Here is a 16,377-nt window from a genome sequence, read left to right on the forward strand (position 1 = left end):
TTATTCCAAACGCAGCAAACGGCTGCCGGTTTCAGCCACAGATTCCGCTGCGCTCATGACCTTAACTTGCATTTCAAATTGTCGTGCCAAAGCAATCATTGTCACCATGGCGTCGACCGTATTAACATTTGACGACTCTAAGCTGCCGGCACTGATTCTGATCTCTGAAGAGGTTTCTGCTACGCCGCCATTACGCATACGCATCAAACCATCTTCGCCTTTTTCTAAATCAGCAGGCGCGGCATCCACTAAACGAATTCTATCCACCGTTGCCACGGATTCCGGTCCCTGGCCCAATGGCACAATAGAAACCGTTCCGTCTTCGCCAATCATTAAACTTTGATGCTCAGGTATCGCCACCGGCCCACCATCGCCCATCACAGGCTGACCAGCCCCATTCAATAACATGCCGTCAGCGCTGATCCGAAAATCACCACGACGGCTATAGGCTTCACTACCATCACTAGCCTGTACCGCAAACCAACCTTGTTCGCCGCGAATCGCAACATCTAAATCACGACCCGTAGTGGTTACCACACCCGTTGAAAAATCGCTTACCTGCCCTTCTAGAACAGGGTTAAAACGCGTTTCCAAACCCGGCCCGTCAACTTGCAGAGAAAGTAAATTTTGAAAGTCACCACGAAAGCCCGCCGTGCTCACATTCGCGAGATTATTCGCGTTTGTAGCCTGCGCTTGCTGGGTATTTTTAGCCCCCATCATGCCTACATAAAGTAACTTATCCATAAACCCTCCCGGTTAGTCTGCTAAATAAAGATGACTATCGGATATTGATAATGGCTTGGGTTACGGCATCTGCCGTCGAAATCATTTGGGTGTTGGCTTGAAAGTTTCGCTGAGCGGTAATCATCTCAACCAACTGCGATGTCAGGTCGACATTCGAACTTTCCAACGCGCCTGACTGCAGCAAACCAAAATCTGATGATCCGGCTTCACCAACACGAGGGCTACCAGAGGCATAAGTCTCTGCCCAAGAGGTATCACCCTGCTGCTGCAATCCATTGGGATTAGAAAAATTAGCCATCGCCACCTTGCCTAACTCCTTGGATTGGCCATTGGTAAACCGAGCAGAAACCACCCCAGATGTGTCAACTTCAATACCGGTTAAACGGCCTGTGGTATAACCATCTTGCTGCAAATTATTAACGCCAAATTCTTGGCCATATTGCGTAGTCGAGGTGAAGTCAAAACTAAGATCTAAATTTTCAGAACCCGTACCTGGGTCAAACGAGGGATAGGTAATTAAGCCAGAAGTTGGTACTTGTAATTCGCCCGAATTACTAAAGCTCATGGAGTTAAACCCGCCAACTGCTGCGTCATCAACATACAATTGCTGATTCCAGCTATTGGCTGCGGAGTCTTTCACAAAATACATAGTAGCGGTGTGTTGCGTCCCCAAAGAATCGTAAATTGTCATCGAGGTTGAATGGTTGTAACTGGTGGGCAGAGAGGGATCAAAAGGTGATACCGCAGGCTCCGGCGCATCTGCCGGTAAATTTACACCAATCTCTGCTCGCTCTGTACTTTGTGGTGCGTTTTCAGATACCTCTAGCTGTAAATCACTTAAAGAACCTGTGGAAAAGCTACCATCTCCTGACGGCGGAAAGACCTGTAAACGCTCTAAGCTGTTATTCACTACATAACCATCACGATCAACACTGAAAGCCCCAGCTCGGCTATATGTCACGCCGCTAGACCCTTTCATGGTAAAAAAACCTTCGCCAGAAATGGCGAGATCTAAATTGTTGTCGGTAAAATCGATATTACCCTGAGAGAATTCTTGGGTAATCGTGTTCAGACGCACACCCGCACCCGGTGTAGTTTTTGTTACGTCGTTATTCGACGTTGCATAAACGTCAGCAAACGCTGCCCTCGACCCCTTAAAGCCGGTCGTATTAACGTTGGCAATGTTGTTTGCAGTAACATCTAGTTGTGCCGATGCGGCATTTAATCCACTCAGTGCAATACGAAAGCTCATAAGGCCTACTCCTGGTCAAAAAACTAATATTTATGGCTAAATAGTGGTCTTACCATTTAGCTAATTTCGATAATGTTCGCCATACTGACGGTGCCTAGTCCTTGTACTTGTACCAAAGGCGAACCACCGCCGGCGGGTACACTGACACTTAATACTTCGCTGCGAACTTCAGTGGTAATGGCTTCAACCGTGTTGCCATTTAAATAATTTGCCCTAATTTGGTAAGTTCCTGGCGGCATCTGCTCACCATTCACGCCCACCCCATCCCACTCAAAAGCAACCGTGCCCGCGTTTTGTGGACCGAGTGGCACCTTGCCGATGACTTCACCTGTGGGGGCGAGAATTTCAATGTCTAAAGCAGCGGTACTCGTTGGTAAATTCACCTGCCCTTGCACCTTGCCATCAGAAGGTAGCGCGGCCACATCGGTTTCTAACAAAACATCTTTTCCAATGAGTGATGACGCATCAAGTAACTGAGCGGAATACAAAGAATCCGCTAAGCCCGCCAAATTTTCATTCATTTCACTAATGCCACTAACTGACGTTAGCTGGGCCATTTGACTAATAAACTCGGTATTATCAGTAGGATTTAACGGGTCTTGACTCTTGAGCTGCTGGAGCATTAGCGTCATGAAGTCATCTTGATCTAGCGAAGAGGCATCTTTTTTAGCGGTACTTGCTGCTGTCTGTAATTGCAACTCTTCATAAGTGCGAATTTCCATTGCTTATATCCTATTGCTGACCAAGCTGCAGGGCTCGCAGCATAAGAGTTTTAGTAGTGGAGAAAACTTCCGCATTATTTTGATAAGAACGAGAGGCAGACATCATGTTAGCCATTTCTTCCATCGTGTTTACGTTAGAGCTATAAATATAACCGTCACCATCGGCCTGCGGGTGGCCGGGCTCATAACGCTTGGTAACAGGTGCATCACTTTCTACAACACCGGTAACGGCCACGCCAACGACATCTCGCTGCTGATCCAATACGGTTGAAAAGACAGGCTGTCGAGATCGATAGGCCTCGGCCTCAGAGCCCGCCACGGTATCTGCGTTAGCCATATTACTGGCAACTGTGTTTAGCCTTAGCATTTGTGCATTCATCGCTGATGCGGCAACGTTCAATGAATTCGCCATGAATTAATTACCCCCTTGAAGAACAGATTTCATGCCACTAAAACGGCTACCTAGAAATTGTAAAGTCGCCTGGTAACGCACAGAGTTATCAGCAAATTCAGCTTGCTCTAAATGCGTATCGACGGTGTTACCATCTACGGATGGCTGGGTGGGAACGCGATACTTTAAATCTATCGGCAAACCATCCGCATTTGCCTGCCCCACTTGCATATGGCCGCTGTTGGTGGTCTTCAGTGCCAACTGAGATTGACTACTCGCTGCCGACTGAGATAACACAGCTTTAAAATCTATGTCTTGCGCTTTGTATCCAGGGGTATCCGCATTTGCTATATTCGTCGCCAGCACATCATGTCGCTGCTGCCGTACCTTCAGCGCCTGTTCATGTATCCCCAGTGCCTTGTCAAAATTAATAGACATTTTTTAACCCATTCTTTCTAAAGTTTTTATGGTCACTGCCGCTATATAGTGTAACGGTGACTCATATCGGCAATACTCGCCGTCTACTAACACCTAAGGCAAGGCTCGTGCCATAAAAAATAATCTTTATTATTCAAATAGTTATATTATTATTATGTAGTTCACGCCAAAAATACGGCGCCATTTTTCCAACAATGGCAAAATTCCGGCAGCCCCCATCCTCCGTATAAACCCTTACTTTTTAAGCCCGTTTCAACATAACGCTGGCATAGGCATTGCAACACACACGCAAACGACAAAACTTTGACGTCTATTATTGCTATGACAAAACATCAACAATATATTGCAGCCACTTTAGTTATTGGATTCCTCGTGGCCATGAGCCCCCCACTAACTGCGGGGGCCACTGAAAGTCATGCGCGGATAGCCAGCACAGCGCGTGCTTATATTGCCGCCCGTCACCCTTGGCAGCACATGCAACATACTATTAATGTTCAAGAATTAGACCCTAGGACCAAGCTTGCTAAATGCTCTACCAAACTAGAGGCATTCTTATCGACGGGAGCAAGAATCAAACGTCGTACTACGGTGGGTGTGCGCTGCAAAGGAAGTAAACCATGGAAAATTTACTTACCCGTAACAGTTGAGGCCTTCGCCAAGGTCATGGTTGCTCGTCATCCTATTCCACCGAACACTGACATTACCGCCCGCGATATTAGCTGGTCGCAACGTGATATATCAGCACTTGGGTATGGCTATCTGCAGTCTTTAGGAGAACACGGTGGTTACCGCAGCCGACGTAGCATTTCACAGGGCGCGGTATTAACACCCAATATGGTTCGAGCAAGCGACATCGTTAGCAAGGGCCAACGTGTGCAGCTCAATAGTAGTACCGGCCCAGTCAGCGTCAGTATGATGGGTGTTGCGATGCAAAGTGGCTCTTTGGGTTCGCGAATACTGGTCAAAAATCTAAACTCTGGTAAACAACTAGAGGGCGTGGTGAAATCTGAAAATATTGTACTACTTAACTAAAGTTTACTGCTGTGCTGCCGATATTACGTGCATAGGCTAAATTAAAAGAGGATTCTGACATGGTTGACCGAATAGATGGCTCATCGCTAAGCCAGCTCCGCAAAATCGAGGGTGGAAGAGGCAATGGCGAAAAATCGGACAGCGTAAGCACTGATTCCATATCAGCAAGCAGTGGCAACCCGTCATCAATCACGGAAACCCCACTCATGGAGCGTACCCGCGTGCAAGTAAACAATAGCGACGGTGTAGACCGCCAGAAAGTTGACGCCATTAAAACCGCTATCCGCAACGGTGAGTTTAATATCGATGCGTCTAAAGTAGCAGAAGCAATGGTTAACATGGAAACACTGACAGGCGCTTAATCACTATGACTGAACTCAGCGATGTACTTCAATTAATTCATAAACACGCCAATGCACTAGAAGCAGTGTTAATTGAAGAGGCAGGTCACCTAAAAGAGCCAACTTCAGTTGAGAAAATTGAAACTTTGGCGACTCAAAAAATGGACTTGGTACAAACCCTGGATCAATTAGCGGTCCGCCGCAAACAGTTAATACAAGTACCCGCTAATCTCGACTTACAAAATCAGGACACTGATTGGCAAAGCACCCTAGCCATATTGGCTCGCTGCCAAATTTTGAACAATCAAGCTGGGGCCGACATTGCGGTACAGTCACGCTATAAACAACGTGCCTTGGATATTCTCAGTAATGCGCGAACAGAAACCCCGCTGTATAGTGCCAGTGGCGCCACTCGCACTGTCAGCGCTGGACAGGCACTAGGTAAAGCCTAACGCTAGTTTGCGTTAAAGGCTTAACTCCATATATAAATGATTATCTAATTTCGCACTGTAGCTTTTATTTCTATTAACAAGCTTAAACCCCATTTGCTGATACAAACGAAGTGCGTTGGTGTTTTGTTCAGCAACGTCCAAGCTAAGGTAAGTCGCTCCCTTCTCCTCTGCCTTGGCTCTCATGAAATTAATCATCTTAGCCGCTATACCCTTCCCTTGATAAGCTGGATCGACAGCAACATGACAAAGATATAAACAATGCTTCCGAGGCGCTTTCATTAAACGCAACTCAAATAATAGCCCCTTCAAAATACCGCGCAAACCATAATTGCTAAAAACGGCCTTGGCGTTAGCCAAGAAGGTTCCGCCGTGGCTCGCGGCATCAAAACACCCAATTGTGCCAACAACTTCACCATCAAGTTCATACACATAATGATGACGGTGACTAAACATCGTTTTTGTCTTAGCGAATTCTGCACTCAAAAAATCAATCACGCTTGGTCCGTGACGACGATTAAAAATATGCTCAAACGCGGCAGGTCCAGAAGAATAAACTAGACCACAAGCCTGTTCCTTATCACTGCTTACAGCTTTTCGTATCATCATAGCGTCTCTTTAGGGTCCAAGCCCTGTAGATGGTATGTCTAGTTTGAGGGCCAAAAACGCTTATTGATAGTGTTAATAAACCTAAAAACATTCTATGCTGAAATAAAATGACAGTCATTTTCCGCTTGCAACAAACTCTCAGTACTACGATTAACCCTGTTAAAACGGAAGCACATCGTGATGAATAACTCCTCTGCATCCCAACTGGTTATTTTTGGTGGCACCGGCGATCTAGCGCTACGCAAACTCCAACCCGCACTTTACAAACTCCAACGCGAAGGCCTACTTGATGATGTCACCACGATTATTGCCTTAGGTCGCAGTGCCAATAGCAACGACAACTACCGCTCGCAAGTGAAAACTAAGATGCAGGAGTTTTTACCTAAGCACTTCTGGAGCGAACAGCACTGGCAAGCCTTCGCCGCAAAATTACGCTATATCAGCTTGGACGTTAATACCTTGAAGGACTATCACGTATTAGCCGACGCCATACATCAATACCCTAATAGCCGCACGGTATTTTACCTTGCTACCTTATCAACACTGTATACCAGCATATGCCGCAATTTACACAGTATCGGCGTAGTAGATCCCCGCTCCAGTGTTGTACTAGAAAAACCCTTAGGGCATGACTTAGCTAGCTGTACTGAAATAAACCACGAGGTATTACAGGTATTCCCCGAGAGTAATATTTTCCGTATCGATCATTACCTTGGCAAAGAGACCGTACAGAACTTATTAGTTTTGCGATTCGGCAATGCGCTTTTTGGCCCTTTGTGGAATAGTCAATATATAGACAACATTCAAATCACAGTAGCAGAAGATATTGGGGTAGAAGGCCGCGGTAATTTTTATGCGAAAACCGGTGCATTGCGGGACATGGTACAAAACCATATTTTGCAACTGCTGTGTTTAGTCGCCATGGAGCCTCCCGCCAACCTTCGCGCAGACACGATTCGCGATGAAAAAGTCAAAGTATTGCAGGCGCTTCGTCCAATCACCGTTGACAATGTCAAAGCCAAAACCGTACGTGGGCAATATACAGCCGGCGTGGTAAAAACAACGGCGGTGTCCGCCTTCTTGGATGAAGCCGGATTTGAAGACAGCAGCAACACAGAAACCTTTGTCGCGCTGCAAGCCGATGTACACAATTGGCGCTGGGAAGGCACGCCATTTTACCTGCGCACGGGCAAGCGTTTAACGCGACGCTATTCTGAGATTATTGTTGAGTTAAAAAAGCACCCTTTCAGCTTATTTGAAGGCGACCCCAATGACCTGCCAAATAAATTGGTGATTCGCTTACAGCCTGAAGAAAATATCACCCTATATAAAGTGAATAAAAAACCGGGGCTGGGCCGACAATTGAAACTTGAACAGGTTGAGCTCAACCTAGACGCCGACATACACGACGAGCTGCAAGCACATGAAGCTTATGAACGGCTGTTGCTGGATGTATTAGAGGGCGATCAGACCCTCTTTATGCGCCGTGATGAAGTTGAAGCCTGTTGGGCATGGGTGGATAGTATTATTGACGCTTGGCAAAATGCGGGCACTAAAGCCAAGCCTTATTCGGCTGGCTCTATGGGGCCCAATGCGTCTCTCGCTTTACCCGAAAAAAGTGGGAGGAGCTGGCACGAATAACCCCTATTACAAAGACGCTGTGTCATGGTGGCCATTTAAACTTGGCAGAGGTTTAGCCATATATCTGCCTGAGCATAGCTAAAATATCATCACGGTTACTCGTAATTGCCTGCTCACTAGGGACCATCCAACTCCCCCCTACACAGGCCACTTTTTCAAGCACCAAATAATCGAGGTAATCAGTGGCGGATATACCACCTGCAGGATAAAAAGTGACATCGGGAAACGCAGCAGAAAGTGACTCTAATAAGCTAGCGCCCCCCACATTTGCAGCAGGGAAACAACTAAGTACACGATGCTCTTCATTCATCGCAGCCATTATCTCGCTGGCAGTGGCTACGCCGGGAATATAGGGCGTTAAGGTCTTTCTAGCGAGTATCGACAACTCTTGAGAAAAACCCGGGCTAACGGCGAAATCAGCTTCATCTGCTACCCGCAACATCTGCCTGCGACTTAGCACTGACCCAACGCCGACCTTGGCAAAGGGCATCATGTCTTTACACAGTTTTACCATCTGCCAAGCTTGACGATCGCTAAGTGTTATTTGTATCGCGGGTATTTTGGCCTCGGCAAACAACTCAGCACAAGCTTGTGCATGACCCATTGAACTAAAGTTAGCAACGGCCATCACCGGTGCTGCGCCTTGTAAAACTCTCAGCGCATCGCTCATCAAAATCCTCCCAGGGCTATTTATAGCTCGCAGGCATTAATTTAAATGACTGCCACATTGTCTTGCACCACTCTACAGATTGAGGGGCAGCAATAGCAACCTCAGAGAAGGATCAATCTAAAGTTCGCTTATAACGAAGCATTGCGATTAAAACGACGACCACCATAAAAACAACAATCGCGACTAACTCGCCTCGTAAGTCATTAAAACCAGCACCCTTCAACATAATCCCACGTACAACTCTAAGGAAGTGGGTTAAGGGCAAACCCTCGCCAATGATTTGTGCCCACAAAGGCATTCCTCGAAACGGGAACATAAAACCAGACAACAACATTGAGGGCAAAAAGAAAAACACCGTCAATTGCATGGCTTGAATTTGTGTTTTAGCAATCGTCGAAAAGGTAAATCCCAGCGCCAAATTAGCAATAATAAAAAGGGCAACGCTGATCAACAATAAGCCAATGCTGCCAACGAAAGGTACGGAGAACATCCAGTGCGCAACACATAAAACAATCACTGTCTGTACGGCCCCGACACCCAGAAAGGGTAGGATTTTACCGATCATCACCTCTAAGGGAGTGCCTGGCATAGCCAATAGATTTTCCATTGTGCCGCGCTCGGTTTCCCGCGTCATGGCGACCCCCGTAATCATCACTAAGGTCATTGTTAATATGACGCCAAGCAGGCCAGGAACAATATTGTATTGAGTGATACCTTCAGGGTTATAACGTGGATGAACTACCACCTCCACGGGACCGGCATCGCCCTGTAAATGCGATAAAGCACCTGTTAAATCTTTACTCAAAGCTTGGCTGACAATGGTATTAATTCTGCCTATAGCGTTCGAGGCTGCCACCGGATCAGTGGCATCCGCCGCCACCAATAACGAGGGCCGCTCCCCTCTGATTAAACGCTTGGTAAATCCGCTAGGAATTTCAATAACAAATACCGCGTCACCGCTGGCAAGCAAATGCTCGGCACTACGTGAATCTGCAATTTCTGTATTTATATCAAAATATTCAGAATGCACTAAACCGGTAACAATACTCCGAACTTGCGGGGTGTATTCCTCTATATGTACCGCCGTTGGTAAATGTTTTGGGTCGGTGTTGATGGCGTAACCAAACAATACCAACTCTAAAATAGGGATAGCTAACATCACCGCAAAGGTTAATCTGTCTCTGCGCATTTGAATTAGCTCTTTAACAAACACCGCATTGATTCGCGTAAAATTTAATCCCCGCTTACGAACGTGCTGGCGACTCATACGTGACTCCGCTGATCCGCTCCAGACTCACTCATCAAAGCAATAAACACATCTTCTAAACTAGGGCGAATTTCCTGCCAGTGATAACCTTTATCGGCAACAGACTGCATAGCCTGTTCTAATAAAACTCGGTCATGGCCACTGATGTGTAGACCTGCCCCAAAATAAGCAGCGTATTCAACTCCTTCTCGGCTAGCCAGCAATGGTTCCAAGCTCCGAACCTGTGGTCCTTCTGCGCGAAAACTAATTAAGCCTGATTGATCAACAATATCCGGAACCGTACCCTCTGTGATCAAGTTGCCATGTGCGAGATAAGCGATATGGTCACAGCGCTCCGCTTCATCCATATAATGAGTGGACACCAGCACGGTCATACCTTGATTTGACAGCCTATGTATCTGGTCCCAGAAATCTCTACGCGCCTGAGGGTCAACACCTGCAGTAGGCTCATCAAGTAATAACAATTCGGGTTCATGCATGGTAACCGCAGCCAATGCCAAGCGTTGCTTCCAGCCCCCAGATAAAGCCTCTGTTAATTGATGCTGACGGTGCTCTAAACCTAGAACTTCTAAGGTGTTATTTACACAGCGGCGGCGATGTTTTAACTCGTAAATACGGGCGACAAACTCTAGGTTTTCCCTCACCGTTAGTTCATTCCAAAATGAAAACTTCTGGGTCATATACCCAGTGTGACGTCGAATTAACTCGGCATCTCGACGGAGGTCATAGCCAAGACAACGCCCTTCCCCCGAACTTGCCTTTAGCAACCCACACAGCATTCTTATTGTCGTAGTTTTGCCGGATCCATTTGGCCCTAGAAAGCCCCAAACCTGCCCTTTAGGCAATTTTAAGCTCACATCATTAACGGCTACTTTGTTGCCAAAATGCTTACTCAAGCCCTGAACATCAATGACAAGCTCAGTCATTGCTCATGCCCGTTAACAGCACATCAACTGGCTGCCCTGGCCGTAAAGCACTGCCAGGCTTTAAAGCCGCTTCAATTAAAAATACCAGTTTTTGTCGCGAGGCCACGCTGTAAATAACGGGGGGCGTGTATTCTGGGCCGTTAGCGATATAGGCTACCTGCGCTGTTACAGGCTCAGTCACGCCATCTTGTTTTACAGATACTGTCATACCAATGGGAAAATTGGCTAACTTAGATTGCGGCACAAAAAATCTTACTTTTAAGGCATCGTCGGGGAGCAGTGCCAGTATTGGCGCTCCGGCTGCGACTTGCTCACCTTGTCGAAAGTAAACTTGCTCTACTCTACCTGCGCGTCTTGCGTAAACAGTCCGCTGATCTAAACGCCATTGCGCGCTATCAACCGCTGTTTTAGTAATATTTAAAGCCGCTTTTGCGGCGACTATTGTATTTTCACGGGAAGCTGACTTGGCTAAGCGAATCTCTGCATCAATACTATCAACCCGCGCATCTGCGGCATTAAACTCTGCGATGGCCTGATCAACACTAGACTGAGCTGTCGCTCCTTTGGTTCGCAATGCTGCTAATCGACGCCGCTCTACCCCTGCCAGCGCCCTTGCAGCAATCGCTTCTTTGCGCTGAGCATTCAGGCGATTAATCTCATCAGGACGCGCGCCGGTTACCAAGTCTTGATATTGTGCCTGCGCTTTTTCGACTTGCTCTTTAGCTGCTTTTAATTCAATAAATTGGCGAGTTTCATCAAGTGTCAATAAGACTTGACCCTCTTCAACCATATCTCCCTCACGTACCGCGTTCGTGGTAATCCAACCTGATTCCAAGGCGCTAACGTATACATATTCAGCCTCAATATAGCCACTAAATTGGTTCTCTGGTGATGAGTGTTCGCAAGCAAACAGGGTAATGACTGCAATACATACAGCGAGATACTTTAAAAAAGCCAATCCACGTTTCATAAGCTACCTATACTCTATTCACCTTAGCACCGCTCTGAAGGCTATAAGTATTAAACTATGTGATGATAGCTAAAATCAAAAAGGCCAGACCGTTACCGGTCTGGCCTTTTTAATGACTAAGCTATTACGTGGGCTAAGATACCCCCACGTTCAGGCTTAGATCGGTAGAGGTAGTGCATCTAAGCCAGGAATAGGTAGTGAATCTAAACCAGGTAGTGAGTCCAAACCTGGGATATCAGCACCGCCACCTAACGCCATCAAGTTAGTGGTCAAGTGATCTACCGTTAGTTGAAGCTGATCACCAACCAAAAAGATATTAGCTTGAATCACTGCTGGATCTGCACCTGGCAATGCGTCAACAACATCAGTCAACATGTCAGTAACACCATCGAAGCCAGCAACATCATTTAGTGTAGTATCTAAAGTGAAGGTAAGTTGCAGTAGCTTCTCAGTACCAGCAGCCAGGTCAAATGGTAGCGCATCCAAACCCGGAACTCCGCCTGAATCACCGCCTAAACCAGGAATAGGCAAAGCATCCAAGCCTGGAATTGGCAACGCGTCTAAACTTGGCACACCACCATCTGCCAGACTATCAAGCCCTGGAATAGGTAATGCATCTAAACCAGGTACGGCAGCCGCATCTGCATCACCGGCAACAGCTAATGAGTCTAAAGGAAGCGCATCAAGCCCTGGAATGGGTAGTGAATCTAAACCAGGCATTTCAGCACCGCCGCCATCCAAACCAGGAATAGGTAAACCTAATCCAGTAAGAATATCTAAACCAGGCAAGGCATCTAGACCAGGAATCGCATCGCCACCACCTAATTCCATAAGATTTGACGTTAAGTGATCTACGGTTGCTCTAGTTTGCACGCCGATTTCATAAAAGTCGGTTTGAAGCAGCTCTACATCACCCGTCGGCAATGAGTCGATAAGGTCAGTCACATTGTCGGTAATACCATCAATACCCGCAACATCATTAAGTGCAATGTCTAGCGTTGATGTCAGTTGCAATAATTTTTCTGTACCGGCAGCAAGATCAAAAGGCAAGGCATCTAATCCGGGTACACCGCCATCAGAGCCACCACCATCAGCACCTGGAATCGGCAACGCATCCAACCCTGGAATTGGCAACGCATCTAAACCTGGAAGGCCGCCACCCGCTAAAGCATCAAGCCCTGGGATTGGCAAAGCATCTAAACCAGGTAATCCTGCATCGCCACTGTCGTCGCCGCTCGGAATTGGTAAGGCGTCAAGGCCGGGTAATGCATCCAAACCTGGTAGCGAGTCTAAGCCTGGCAAGCCACCATCGGATAAAGCACCAAGCTGGTTATCGATCTCAACCAGCTGGATTACCAATGCATCTATAGGTGTACCAGCGGTAGCATCAGAGATTGGCGTAATGACAACAGCCAATGGACCAGCTTGCACTGCGCTAGCTGTACCGATTAAACCTGCCATTAATGTTTTCTTGAATAACTGAGTTTTTTTCATGATTCGCGCGCTCATATTAAATTTTTATCGTGTTGCGTCCTGCACAGTATAAATGACTGACGCTTGTTCTGTGCTGCGATAGTAAGGGTTTATACCTACCCAAAAATGTGCTCTAGTTCACACTTTAAAAATTCACCAAGTTGAAGGAAAACAACACAATCACACCTCATGTTACGTAGAGTATTAGCATGAATCCTCAAACAACCCTACAGCCCCCGTCGCACGTAACTTTTCATTAAAGAGCATGAAGCACCAACTCAATACACCAAGTGAAATAGTGGCCTTAATCTGGCACAGAAACCTTACCAATGTTTGGCAATAAACTCACAAAGTTTATTACGCGCAATCTTACTGTCTGGCAGCATTGCCATTAACTGTATGTCATGGCAATGCCCAGGCCATAAATCTATCTCGACAGGCACACCCGCTTCGCGGGCCTTCTGTGCACCTAACACGGCTACATCGCGGAGTAATTCTGTACTACTCGCGGAGAAATACATTGGCGGATAGCCATCAAAAGAGGCTAACAATGGGGAAACCACAGGGTCATTTGCATCATAGCCCGCCAGATACAGACTACGGAAAAATAGAAATGAGCTGAGTCGAAACATGGGGTCTCGACCTTCATTCTCATAAAGCGAAGGGACTGAAAGCGTCCAATCACCAGCCGGCGACAGCAAGCTAGCGGACGACGGCATGGCTAGGCCTGCAAGACGAATTTTGACCAAAATTGACAGTAATAAACCGCCACCGGCAGAATCTCCCAGCAGGGCGATGCGATCAGCCGATACGCCGCGATCAAGAAGCGCCTGGTAGCTTTCAAAGCAATCATCAATCGCGGCAGGATGCGGATCTTCTGGGGCCAAGCGGTAGTCCGGCAAGACACCTATCGCACTAAGGTTAGTGCAGACCGCTGACAGCATTTCTCTATGACTATTGGGAGATCGTAAGCAATACGCGCCACCATGAAAGAACAATACATGCTTGGCCGAACACTCTTCTTCTGCAAAGTCCAACGGTTGCAGAACATCCACCTGGCAATGGGTTTGTGCTATCTGCTTAATTCGACATAAACGCTCTGCCTTACCCTCAGCGCGCTTATCTATTTTAGCGAAACGTAGGCGTAGTGCCGTCAATTGACGCATATTCGAAATCGGCCGCCGTATTAACCTAAGCAACAAATTAAACAACCTACTGCGAATGCTCTGTTTCATTTTATATATCCCTATTAATCACTACCTTATTGTTCTCAATGAATCGCCACCCACGAAAATCCGTCTGTTACAATAACACCTGTGAAGTTGATTTATCGAACGATTATTAGCAATGTCAGCCGGTCATGCACCAGACAAAAGCTACACAACACTGAGGAGCAACAAGTATGGTTACCATATCGCCGTCAATTACCATTCCAGACGACGAAATTGAACTAAGCGCTATCCGTGCGCAAGGTTCCGGCGGCCAAAACGTTAACAAAGTATCATCTGCAATACATTTGCGGTTTGATATAAAGGCCTCATCGCTCCCCGACTTTTATAAACAAAGATTGCTAGAACGACGCGACCAACGAATAAATAAAGAGGGCGTTATTATTATTAAAGCCCAGCAGTTTCGCACCCAAGAGAAAAACCGCGACGATGCCTTGCTGCGACTACAAGAACTGATTCTACAAGCGAGTAAAGTTCTTCCACCAAGACGGCCAACAAAGCCAACCAAGGGCTCTCAACGCCGACGCATGGACAGCAAGTCTCAACGCGGAAAAATCAAAGCCCTCAGAGGCAGAGTAGACGACTAAGGAACCTGGCAAAACCCTGAACCTCAATATCACCCCTCGGTTTTATCGTATAGCCGAACCCCAATATCCATCCCAAAATAACGGCATAACAACCTTTCCAACAAGGCTTTACCATGCTTTTAAATGAAGATATTACTAACTTTATTGAGATATTAGTCGAAGAAGAATTTGACGCTCAGGGAATTGCTGACAAGCACGATACCGAATATGTTCAAGACTTATTTTGTATTACCCTAAACCAGCTACCTCCCCATTATGTGCGCAGCACAATAGATGTAAGAATTAACCTTACACCGGAACACCGCGGTGAACTTGCACAAAAAATAACCACTGCAATGAATATGGGTCATGAGATATTACACGCTAATCGTCGCGGCACTGTGCGCAATAACTAAATGTAAAAACAGGCCACTTTTACGGCCGCTTCTCTTGATATAGGGCCATTATTTTGTTCGGAATTTTCGTCAACGACAACACCTCATCTGCGGCATTCAACGCGACAGCAGCGCCGGGCATACCCCAGACTACCGATGACGCCTCGTCCTGCACAACGGTATTGGCTCCTGCCTCACGCATCGCTTTTAAGCCCGCAGCACCATCTTTTCCCATGCCCGTTAAAATGACACCAACCGCATTTTTACCGACATATTGCGCCACTGAATTAAACAACACATCGACAGAGGGCCGGTGACGATTTACCGGATCGTGGTCGCTCAACACACAATAGTATCTCGCGCCATCGCGTCGCAAGCTCAAATGAGAATCACCAGGCGCAATATACGCGTGACCATGTAAAACACGCTGACCATCTTGCGCCTCACAAACCGTCATAGCGCTGCACTTGTTCATCCTTTCGGCAAAAGGTCCGCTAAACATGCCGGGAATATGCTGAACAATGACAGTGCCCGGGGTATCAATCGGTAAGCGTTCCAATACTTCGCGTATTGCTTCAGTACCTCCGGTAGAGGCACCAATAGCGATAATTTGATCTGTTGTTTTGAAATGTAGATTACTTGTCTTCGCCACCGATAAAATCGACGTGCTGTGTTTTCTGCCCAGTATTGCTCCATCATCGACTAACTGGGTTACAGTGGCTAAGCGAGCGACTTTCACCTTTTCGATAATCTCACTCGCGTATTCTTTTAACTTACTGGCAATATCGATTTCAGGTTTACTCACAAAATCAACAGCCCCAAGGGCTAATGCTTCTAGTGTAACCGCCGCATTTCTTTGTGTTAATGACGACACCATTACCACCGGCATCGGCCGCAATCTCATTAAGTTCTTGAGAAACTGGAGACCATCCATCTTAGGCATTTCAACATCTAAGGTAAGCACATCAGGGTTTAGGCGCTTTATTTTCTCACGCGCATCATAGGGGTCAGAGGCGACGCCGATCACGTCTATGCCCGAATCGGAACTAAGAATTTCCGACAAAACATGCCGCATAAGTGCCGAGTCATCAATCACTAGGACTTTAATGCGTTTTTCCGTGCTCCCTAACGTTGTAGCCCTAAACATACCACCCCCAAGTCGAGACCGAACTAAAGTTCGGCCCCCAATACCTCACCACCTACCTCGAACTAGGCCTAAAGTTTATCGATAGGGGGCCTATACTTACCTCAAATCGATAACA

Annotated in this window: 19 protein-coding genes; 6 read left to right on the plus strand and 13 right to left on the minus strand. The window is 46.8% G+C overall.

The window, feature by feature from the left end; all coding sequences use genetic code 11:
- From AELLOGFF_RS10445 to flgB, 5 genes are read right to left on the minus strand one after another with little or no spacing between them, the layout of a single operon-like run.
- On the minus strand, window positions 1-744 hold the full coding sequence (locus AELLOGFF_RS10445; protein ID WP_159268688.1) for a flagellar basal body rod protein FlgF: 744 nt from the start codon (window positions 742-744) through the stop codon (window positions 1-3).
- A gap of 34 nt (window positions 745-778) precedes the next feature.
- The gene (flgE, locus tag AELLOGFF_RS10450) at window positions 779-1,996 is read right to left on the minus strand and encodes a flagellar hook protein FlgE (RefSeq protein WP_159268689.1); all 1,218 of its coding nucleotides are present in this window, start codon (window positions 1,994-1,996) and stop codon (window positions 779-781) included.
- Between the two features lie 56 nt (window positions 1,997-2,052).
- Entirely contained in the window at window positions 2,053-2,718 is a 666-nt protein-coding gene (locus AELLOGFF_RS10455; protein ID WP_159268690.1) for a flagellar hook assembly protein FlgD, read from the minus strand.
- 10 nt (window positions 2,719-2,728) lie between these two features.
- Window positions 2,729-3,130: a flagellar basal body rod protein FlgC gene (flgC, locus tag AELLOGFF_RS10460; protein WP_159268691.1), complete on the minus strand. Its 402-nt coding sequence runs from the start codon at window positions 3,128-3,130 to the stop codon at window positions 2,729-2,731.
- Between the two features lie 3 nt (window positions 3,131-3,133).
- The gene (gene flgB / locus AELLOGFF_RS10465) at window positions 3,134-3,547 is read right to left on the minus strand and encodes a flagellar basal body rod protein FlgB (protein ID WP_159268692.1); all 414 of its coding nucleotides are present in this window, start codon (window positions 3,545-3,547) and stop codon (window positions 3,134-3,136) included.
- A 378-nt stretch (window positions 3,548-3,925) separates the two neighbouring features.
- Here flgB and flgA point away from each other — a divergent pair, with 378 nt between their 5' ends.
- The 3 genes from flgA to flgN are packed head-to-tail and all read left to right on the plus strand — an operon-like array spanning window position 3,926 to window position 5,372.
- Complete coding sequence (gene flgA, locus AELLOGFF_RS10470) at window positions 3,926-4,579, plus strand: flagellar basal body P-ring formation chaperone FlgA (RefSeq protein WP_159268693.1); 654 nt, start codon at window positions 3,926-3,928, stop codon at window positions 4,577-4,579.
- Between the two features lie 59 nt (window positions 4,580-4,638).
- Complete coding sequence (flgM, locus tag AELLOGFF_RS10475) at window positions 4,639-4,941, plus strand: flagellar biosynthesis anti-sigma factor FlgM (RefSeq protein ID WP_159268694.1); 303 nt, start codon at window positions 4,639-4,641, stop codon at window positions 4,939-4,941.
- A 5-nt stretch (window positions 4,942-4,946) separates the two neighbouring features.
- The gene (gene flgN / locus AELLOGFF_RS10480) at window positions 4,947-5,372 is read left to right on the plus strand and encodes a flagellar export chaperone FlgN (protein ID WP_159268695.1); all 426 of its coding nucleotides are present in this window, start codon (window positions 4,947-4,949) and stop codon (window positions 5,370-5,372) included.
- 12 nt (window positions 5,373-5,384) lie between these two features.
- Here flgN and AELLOGFF_RS10485 read toward each other — a convergent pair whose 3' ends face one another.
- Window positions 5,385-5,978: a GNAT family N-acetyltransferase gene (locus tag AELLOGFF_RS10485; protein ID WP_159268696.1), complete on the minus strand. Its 594-nt coding sequence runs from the start codon at window positions 5,976-5,978 to the stop codon at window positions 5,385-5,387.
- Window positions 5,979-6,158: 180 nt separating this feature from the next.
- On the opposite strand from AELLOGFF_RS10485, the gene zwf reads away from it, so the two are divergent.
- Window positions 6,159-7,619 carry a glucose-6-phosphate dehydrogenase gene (gene zwf / locus AELLOGFF_RS10490; RefSeq protein ID WP_159269363.1) on the plus strand — a complete coding sequence of 487 codons (1,461 nt, stop codon included), beginning with the start codon at window positions 6,159-6,161 and terminating at the stop codon, window positions 7,617-7,619.
- Window positions 7,620-7,671: 52 nt separating this feature from the next.
- Here zwf and eda read toward each other — a convergent pair whose 3' ends face one another.
- The 6 genes from eda to AELLOGFF_RS10520 all read right to left on the minus strand — a co-directional run bounded on the left by eda (window position 7,672) and on the right by AELLOGFF_RS10520 (window position 14,160).
- Window positions 7,672-8,289 (minus strand): bifunctional 4-hydroxy-2-oxoglutarate aldolase/2-dehydro-3-deoxy-phosphogluconate aldolase, encoded by a 618-nt coding sequence (eda, locus tag AELLOGFF_RS10495; RefSeq protein WP_159268697.1) that lies wholly within the window; start codon window positions 8,287-8,289, stop codon window positions 7,672-7,674.
- A 112-nt stretch (window positions 8,290-8,401) separates the two neighbouring features.
- Window positions 8,402-9,556, minus strand: coding sequence for an ABC transporter permease (locus tag AELLOGFF_RS10500; RefSeq protein WP_159268698.1), 1,155 nt, complete (start codon window positions 9,554-9,556; stop codon window positions 8,402-8,404).
- Window positions 9,553-10,482 (minus strand): ABC transporter ATP-binding protein, encoded by a 930-nt coding sequence (locus AELLOGFF_RS10505; RefSeq protein WP_159268699.1) that lies wholly within the window; start codon window positions 10,480-10,482, stop codon window positions 9,553-9,555. The genes AELLOGFF_RS10500 and AELLOGFF_RS10505 overlap by 4 nt, the downstream gene beginning before the upstream one ends.
- Window positions 10,475-11,452, minus strand: coding sequence for an HlyD family secretion protein (locus AELLOGFF_RS10510; RefSeq protein WP_159268700.1), 978 nt, complete (start codon window positions 11,450-11,452; stop codon window positions 10,475-10,477). The genes AELLOGFF_RS10505 and AELLOGFF_RS10510 overlap by 8 nt, the downstream gene beginning before the upstream one ends.
- A gap of 156 nt (window positions 11,453-11,608) precedes the next feature.
- Window positions 11,609-12,946 carry a hypothetical protein gene (locus tag AELLOGFF_RS10515; protein WP_159268701.1) on the minus strand — a complete coding sequence of 446 codons (1,338 nt, stop codon included), beginning with the start codon at window positions 12,944-12,946 and terminating at the stop codon, window positions 11,609-11,611.
- Window positions 12,947-13,248: 302 nt separating this feature from the next.
- Entirely contained in the window at window positions 13,249-14,160 is a 912-nt protein-coding gene (locus AELLOGFF_RS10520; protein WP_159268702.1) for an alpha/beta hydrolase, read from the minus strand.
- Between the two features lie 167 nt (window positions 14,161-14,327).
- Between AELLOGFF_RS10520 and arfB the strand changes: the two genes are divergently transcribed.
- Together arfB and AELLOGFF_RS10530 are read left to right on the plus strand one after the other, a co-directional pair.
- Window positions 14,328-14,741, plus strand: a complete 414-nt coding sequence (gene arfB / locus AELLOGFF_RS10525; RefSeq protein WP_159268703.1) for an alternative ribosome rescue aminoacyl-tRNA hydrolase ArfB — start codon at window positions 14,328-14,330, stop codon at window positions 14,739-14,741.
- A 113-nt stretch (window positions 14,742-14,854) separates the two neighbouring features.
- A complete protein-coding gene (locus tag AELLOGFF_RS10530; RefSeq protein ID WP_159268704.1) occupies window positions 14,855-15,136 on the plus strand; it encodes a late competence development ComFB family protein in 282 nt (93 codons plus the stop codon).
- A 19-nt stretch (window positions 15,137-15,155) separates the two neighbouring features.
- On the opposite strand, the gene AELLOGFF_RS10535 is transcribed toward AELLOGFF_RS10530, so the two are convergent.
- Complete coding sequence (locus AELLOGFF_RS10535) at window positions 15,156-16,262, minus strand: protein-glutamate methylesterase/protein-glutamine glutaminase (RefSeq protein WP_159268705.1); 1,107 nt, start codon at window positions 16,260-16,262, stop codon at window positions 15,156-15,158.
- Window positions 16,263-16,377 lie beyond the last annotated feature (115 nt).

This window comes from Zhongshania aliphaticivorans (assembly GCF_902705875.1).
GTDB classification, from domain to species: domain Bacteria; phylum Pseudomonadota; class Gammaproteobacteria; order Pseudomonadales; family Spongiibacteraceae; genus Spongiibacter; species Spongiibacter aliphaticivorans_A.